This window comes from Paenibacillus sp. Marseille-Q9583 (assembly GCF_976954365.1).
Map to the genome: position 1 here is coordinate 1 of NZ_CDRJTB010000128.1, position 6,428 is coordinate 6,428.

Below are 6,428 nucleotides of genomic sequence, written 5' to 3' on the forward strand. Positions count from 1 at the left end.
AATTGCCATTAGAATATAAAGAATTTATTAAAATAAATAATGGAGGTGCTCCAGAAATTCGTTCGTTTATTTGTAATGATCATAGCTATGCAATTACTAGATTTTTATGCATTCTTGAGAATCCAACAGAAAATGAATTTGGAATATTTGATATTGATGCTACTAAATCTCAGCTTGATGAGAGACTAATTGATAATGAGGATTTGGTAGGAGTTGCATTATTACCAATTGCTGTTTTATTTGCTGGTGATTTTCTGTGCTTAGATTTTCGTGAATCTAGAAATAATCCTAAAGTTTGTGTGTGGGATCATGCAAATTCTGGTGAATTTGACCCAGTGAGCTATCATGTTGCGAATAGTTTTGAAGAATTCCTAACAATGCTAACTGAATAAAAAGCATTAAGGGCTAACTAGTACCGAATACACCCATCATCCAACCAATTACACACTTAACTTATGTATTGCCCGAATAAAAATTTAGTCATTTCGTTTGTACGTACAGTAATGATTGAAAAGTTAACGCTATAGCTTTACAAAAAAACAGGTCGATTATGGTTTAATACCACCGTGATTGACCTGTTTTTTGTGACCTGGAGGAGATTAAATTGGAGATACAAGGAAACAATGAAGTTTTAACGGAATCTAGACTTCAAGACTTTGAAAGAATAATCAGAGTTAAACTTCCTCAACAATATCGAGAATTCTTATTGAAATACAATGGGGGTTATCCTAGACCATATTACTTTACTATTTCTAATGAGCAAGGCATTGGTATGGTAAATATTTTCTATGGTATTGGTGAAATGTATGACAATTTAGACAAGAAAATTGATATATTTGACGATATAATGGATATAGGATTTATTCCAATTGCAGATGATCCGGGTGGGAATCAAATTTGTTTAGGTCTTACTGAAAAGCATTTTGGAAATGTTTATTTTTGGATTCATGATGAAGACCCAGAAGATATGAATAATATGTACTTCCTTACTAAGGATTTTGAGGAATTTTTAGAGAAACTATACGATGAGACGGAAAATAGTTAGTTTATTATTCTTCGATGCATTGTAATAAAAGTGATTTTTTTGTGTGGGCTAACCAGTGCCAATTGAACTCATTATTCAATTAACGGCTCACTTAACTCATGTAATACTGCTACAAGGTTTCTTGATTTCGTTTGTACGCACGTAATTGCTTGAAAAGCATAACTTAATTTACGCTAAAGCTTTACTTAAACAGGGTGATTATGGTCAGATACCACCATGATTGACCTGTTTTTTTATATTCATTTTCCAGAGTCGCAGCTTGCGGACCCATCCAATATCCCTCCCTAGTAAAGATTTCAAGAGGAGTAAAGCACCCCCAAAAGGGCTTTACTCCTTTTTAACATCTAGTCTAAGTTATGTTATTATTACCTTATATTTTCCTATAAATAACAAAATATAGAGTTGGGAGGTTTATGAATGAGAAGTAAGCGTAACTTGATAATGCTGTTATTGTTTGCTTTGACGATTATACTTTCAGCCTGTAATGATAAAAAAGCTGCGATATTATCCATGGATGAAGTACGGGATCTAGCTCAGCAAGGCGAGGCGTTGTCGTGGAAGGATTTTGTTGGCTATTCGTTTGAAGACGTCGGTTCAGGTTTATTCATCCGTAAATATGAAATCAATGATGACTACCATGTGTTGGTGGGTGGCGGAAGTGTTGATACAGCTCCTCTGTATATAAATCTTGTCAAAAGAAACGGAGAAAAGATCGATATCCGTTATGATGACATCGATCATTTTATCCTCAATTAAATGATGGGCTTTTAGGTTATTCAAATCGTATTCCGTTAGATAATTCATCCAAACGCTCCCAGTCGAGTACTACAATTTCTTGCTTAACTTTATATAAGATCTCCATGTCGGTGAGCCGCTGAATGACACGGTTTAAGTGGCGGGGATTAGTCCCAATTAACGAAGCTATATCTGGGATATAGGGTGTCTGAATTTCTTTTCCAAACTCCCGCTCGAGCTTAATCGTTAATAAATAACTTGCAAGTCGTTCCTCGACAGCACCGAGTAAGTTCGTTCGTGATGCGGATGTGCAGGTTAGAAGCTTGTAAGAAAGATGTTTCAGTAATAAGTCTTTAAAGCTATGGTTATCCATTAGGTCAGACTCAACCTTTTGTTTCGGGATAAATAAGAGAGAGGTTTGTTGTACCGCTTCCACTTGTGATTGGACTACGACCTCTTGCACGAACTCAATGTCCCCGAATAATGACAAGGGTGAGCAGAACCGTAATAACAAGGATTTTCCCGTTCCCACACTCGAAGAGACCTTAGTACGCCCCTCCACTTGAAAATAAATTCCGTCCAGCTCATCGCCCTCATGCAAAATGATTTCATTCTGCTCATAGACACGTAACTGAATTAAAGCATGTTTTGATGTTGTGAATACTTGATTTAGATTAAATTGGGTAATGTAATGTGCTATAAGATTTGGATCCTGAATAGTTTTCATTGCGTACTCCTTTTTGGACATCGGTCCTTTCTATTATATACGAACTCGTTATTATAGAGAAAAAGGGGAGGATACAGACGATGAAATTTATTTTTGATTTAGATGGAACCATATGTTTTAGCGGCAAACCTTTGAGTGAACGAATCGTACAAGCCTTGGATATTCTAATTGAAAAAGGTCATGAAGTCATCTTTGCGTCAGCCCGGCCTATTCGTGATTTGTTGCCTGTGTTGCCTGCTCATATGCATCATTTTTCTATGGTTGGCGGGAATGGTGCATTTATTGCAAAAGGTGGAGAGGTTATTTCGACGATACATTTTGACGCGCAAACTTCGGACATCCTCTTAAAATTAATAGAAGAGTTTAATGCAGCTTATTTGATTGACAGTCACTGGGATTATTCATATTCGGGTTCTGATGATCATCCCATTCGAAGAAATGTAGATCCAGAACAACGCGCCAAAAATGTAAGTCCATCTGAGCTGGATGAGCTTGTGAAAGTAGTTATTTTGAGAAGCCTTAACGGGGAACAGTTATTAGATCAACTACATAGACTACCTGTTGTGATTTATAGACATGGTCAAGAGGACATTATTGATATTAGCCCTAAAGGCATAAATAAATGGACAGGATTACAACAATTAGGCGTTGAAATGCAGCGATTTATTGCTTTTGGTAACGATGCTAACGACATAGAAATGTTTAGACATTCCGCTCATTCAGTTTGTGTTGGAGAACACACAGAGCTTGGTGAATTGGCAACGGAAAAGGTGAGCAACGAAGAGGAGCAAATTTTCAGAAAAATACTGGAGCTGATGAGTGGGCTGCGGATCGCTTAGTCCATCAACTGATGATCTTGGTCATCGTTCGGTGCAGCACATACAGGGAAGCTACAGTTAAAATCCAAAAAAACCTGCCGATTAAATCGACAGGTTTTTTAAGTATTATAGATGAGGTTAGATAAGTTCTTGGCGGCGATGTAAATAACGATATAACACACAACCGGATATCGCGCATATCGCTGCACATAATCCGATAAAACCATAGCCAGCTTGAAGTCCGCGTAGCAAGCCTGTTTGTGACTCCGCACCGTAAAGCCGCTTTACGCCTTCGATCACTGCACCTATAGCATAGTTACCAATTACGCTACCCACTCCCATTAATGTGACTGTAAATGTGATGGCGGTGTCGCTGCCATGTGGATATCTTTTCGCGATAAAAGCCATAACCGTTGGATAAATCATCGCAATCCCAATACCTGCTGCGGCGAATAGAAAGGCGAGCTTTTCACCACCCAAAATTGCGGCAAAAGTACACAGGGCAGAGAAGGCTGAAAATATGATAAGCGATAGGTTGAATCCAATCTTATCTGTAACCGGCCCCAGCAGAAGCCTTGCTAACGAGAAGCAGAGAAAGAAGGTCGACAGCATCCCAGATGCAGTAACCGTATCCCACAGGTATGCTTTTTCAAGGAAATTTACGAGCCATCCGCCTACAGCAAGCTCCGATACTACTCCGAAGGAAAGGATAAGAACCATTAACCATAAAGCAGGATCACGGACAAGTGTTTTTAAGGGAATACGGTCCTCATGTGGAAGATCGTCACCCGGAAACGTACTCCGTAAGGCAAATAAAATAGGCAGTAAAGAAAGGCTAAGCATTATTAGATACATTCCGCGCCAATCCAGAGTATGACCGAATATACTTACCGTCATCAGGCCTGTTGCCAGTAGGGGAGCTAACGTGGAACTAAATCCGTAAAAGAAATGGGATAAGTTCATCATGGTCCCGGTATTTTTAATGAAGATACGTGCTCCCAGAATGGCAAGTCCAATCTCAAGCATTCCGTTTCCGATATACATCAGGAAGTATGAAGCCGAGAAGAGGGGATAGCTATGTGAGATGTAAATTAGAACGCCAGAGAATATCATGGATGCGAAAGCAATAATACTGACAGCCTTGATCCCCCACTTACGAACCAATACAGCTGTGAAGGAACAGGCGATCAAATAACCTAGTGCGTTTAGGGATAAAAGAGTACCCAGCTGCTTTTCGTCGAGACTGAAGTCAAACTGAATTCTTGGAATGGCTGGCCCTTTAATATTTTCTGATATCCCAAACACAATAAACCCCAAAAAGATCGTTGCCAATTGCATGGCATAGACCTTATTAAATCCGCCAAAACGCTTTTTCAACGTGAGAACCTCCAGAATCGGGTATCTTTATTGCTCGGTGTCTCTATAGTACTCTTCTTTAAGCTTTTCCCAGTGTTGTTTATCGTCCTCTGTAATTTCTCTTAGCACTCTGCAAGGATTCCCAACCGCGATTACATTGTCAGGGATATCTTTAGTCACGACGGAGCCTGCGCCGATGATTACATTGTTGCCAATATTTACTCCGGGATTGATAACGGCATTTCCGCCAACCCAGACATTGTTTCCAATCGTAATCGGTGTGCCGAATTCAAGCATACTAATACGAACGTCCGCATCAATGGGGTGACCAGCGGTATAAACGCTTACTCTAGGTCCAAAGAGAACATTCTCACCTATCGTTACTTTTGCTACGTCCAGGATAATGCAGTCGAAATTGGCGTAAAAGTTATTTCCGACGGTAATATTGCTGCCATAATCACAGCGGAAAGGCGGCTCAACATGCAACGAATCACCCGTGGATTCGAATAATTGCTTAAGCAATTCTACTCTATATTCACCTTGTTCTTCGGTCGTATTGTTAAATAAACGAGTGAGCTTTCTGGATCTTTTGCTATCTCTTGCTAATTCTTCTCCACCAGCCATGTAAAGCTTTCCTGCAATCATATTCTCTTTGTTTGTTGCCATTCGTAATTCCTCCTGCAGTTCTTGTTGGTTTTACCGGCGCTTCTCAACCAGTTGCAATGAATAGGTCAAGCTTTCCAGCGTGATCGCAATTAATCCGTTCATATAGTGATTATCAGGTTGATCCAGCACGATTAAGTGAGGCATATGCTCCTCTGGAATGACTTCCAGACAATTTCGGTAAATATGAGGCACATCCTCTTGTCTGATTTGATTCCCTGTGAGGGCTACAGTCTCAGGATTAATAATTGCCGTCAAAGACGAGATGGTGTGGGCTACCAAAGGGATAAAGGTATCGGTTTGACCCATGTGAATAATTTGCTCTTCACGCGAGATTCCAAAGGGTAAAAAAGAGACTTCACCCGCAAATCTAGTATTTCCTTTGTGAATGTGGCCGTCAATCATGATCCCTGCACCTGAAAAGGTTCCTTTGATAAAAGTTACGACAACAATGGTTTTATCCTCTTCATAATCCTGCTGTTTATAGAATCCGTAAACCGTCAGATTCATGTCATTTTCGATCGTAACCTCAATCTCGTATTTCTCACGTAATTGGGATTCTAAGGGAATATCAATTAACGTATAAATATCACAAATATTGATAACACCTTGGTGATCTAGCCCAGGGATTCCAATACCCACTGCTTTGATGTTGTTATATTGCTTGATTAGTGTGCCCAGTAGATGATCGATGGCTGCTGCGTCAATGTACTCTAATTCTAAAAATCCTTGATCAACACGCTCACCAACTGAATTAGCCACAGCATAAGTTAAGGATTCTATACCATCTTCTATCTTGGCATAGATACATGCAATATAAGTAAAATCGACATTATAGATAAATCGTCTGGCCGGTCGACCTCCATTCGAAGCCTCCAGCTCCGTCTCAATGACTTCACCTGTCTCCATAAGCTCATTCAGGATATTCCCGCAGGTGGCAATACTTAATCCGGTGGCGGTAGCAATTGTTGATTTGGTTCCTTCTTTCATCGACTTCAAGGCTTGCTTGATAAGCTCCTGATTGATCTTTTTAACACGAATAGAATTGTTTGCGATTTGGTTTATTTTAATCACCTCTAGACTT

The 6,428-nt window shown here is 39.6% G+C and carries 8 protein-coding genes; 4 read left to right on the forward strand and 4 right to left on the reverse strand.

The features are described from left to right. The 3 genes from ACWNM1_RS29905 to ACWNM1_RS29915 all read left to right on the forward strand — a co-directional run. On the forward strand, nt 1–392 hold a 392-nt coding region (locus ACWNM1_RS29905; protein ID WP_449603827.1), incomplete at its 5' end, for an SMI1/KNR4 family protein. A 212-nt stretch (nt 393–604) separates the two neighbouring features. Continuing rightward, on the forward strand, nt 605–1,045 hold the full coding sequence (locus ACWNM1_RS29910; protein ID WP_449603828.1) for an SMI1/KNR4 family protein: 441 nt from the start codon (nt 605–607) through the stop codon (nt 1,043–1,045). A gap of 417 nt (nt 1,046–1,462) precedes the next feature. Next, complete coding sequence (locus tag ACWNM1_RS29915; protein ID WP_449603829.1) at nt 1,463–1,801, forward strand: hypothetical protein; 339 nt, start codon at nt 1,463–1,465, stop codon at nt 1,799–1,801. A 16-nt stretch (nt 1,802–1,817) separates the two neighbouring features. On the opposite strand, the gene ACWNM1_RS29920 is transcribed toward ACWNM1_RS29915, so the two are convergent. Beyond that, nucleotides 1,818–2,507: a Crp/Fnr family transcriptional regulator gene (locus tag ACWNM1_RS29920; protein ID WP_449603830.1), complete on the reverse strand. Its 690-nt coding sequence runs from the start codon at nt 2,505–2,507 to the stop codon at nt 1,818–1,820. A gap of 80 nt (nt 2,508–2,587) precedes the next feature. Here ACWNM1_RS29920 and ACWNM1_RS29925 point away from each other — a divergent pair, with 80 nt between their 5' ends. Beyond that, a complete protein-coding gene (locus tag ACWNM1_RS29925; protein WP_449603831.1) occupies nt 2,588–3,346 on the forward strand; it encodes an HAD-IIB family hydrolase in 759 nt (252 codons plus the stop codon). A gap of 117 nt (nt 3,347–3,463) precedes the next feature. On the opposite strand, the gene ACWNM1_RS29930 is transcribed toward ACWNM1_RS29925, so the two are convergent. The 3 genes from ACWNM1_RS29930 to ACWNM1_RS29940 form a co-directional block, all read right to left on the reverse strand. Further along, nucleotides 3,464–4,663 carry an MFS transporter gene (locus ACWNM1_RS29930; RefSeq protein WP_449603834.1) on the reverse strand — a complete coding sequence of 400 codons (1,200 nt, stop codon included), beginning with the start codon at nt 4,661–4,663 and terminating at the stop codon, nt 3,464–3,466. A 66-nt stretch (nt 4,664–4,729) separates the two neighbouring features. Next, nucleotides 4,730–5,347 carry a sugar O-acetyltransferase gene (locus ACWNM1_RS29935; RefSeq protein ID WP_449603832.1) on the reverse strand — a complete coding sequence of 206 codons (618 nt, stop codon included), beginning with the start codon at nt 5,345–5,347 and terminating at the stop codon, nt 4,730–4,732. A 30-nt stretch (nt 5,348–5,377) separates the two neighbouring features. Then, the coding region (locus ACWNM1_RS29940; RefSeq protein ID WP_449603833.1) for an ROK family protein at nt 5,378–6,428 on the reverse strand (1,051 nt) is incomplete at its 5' end.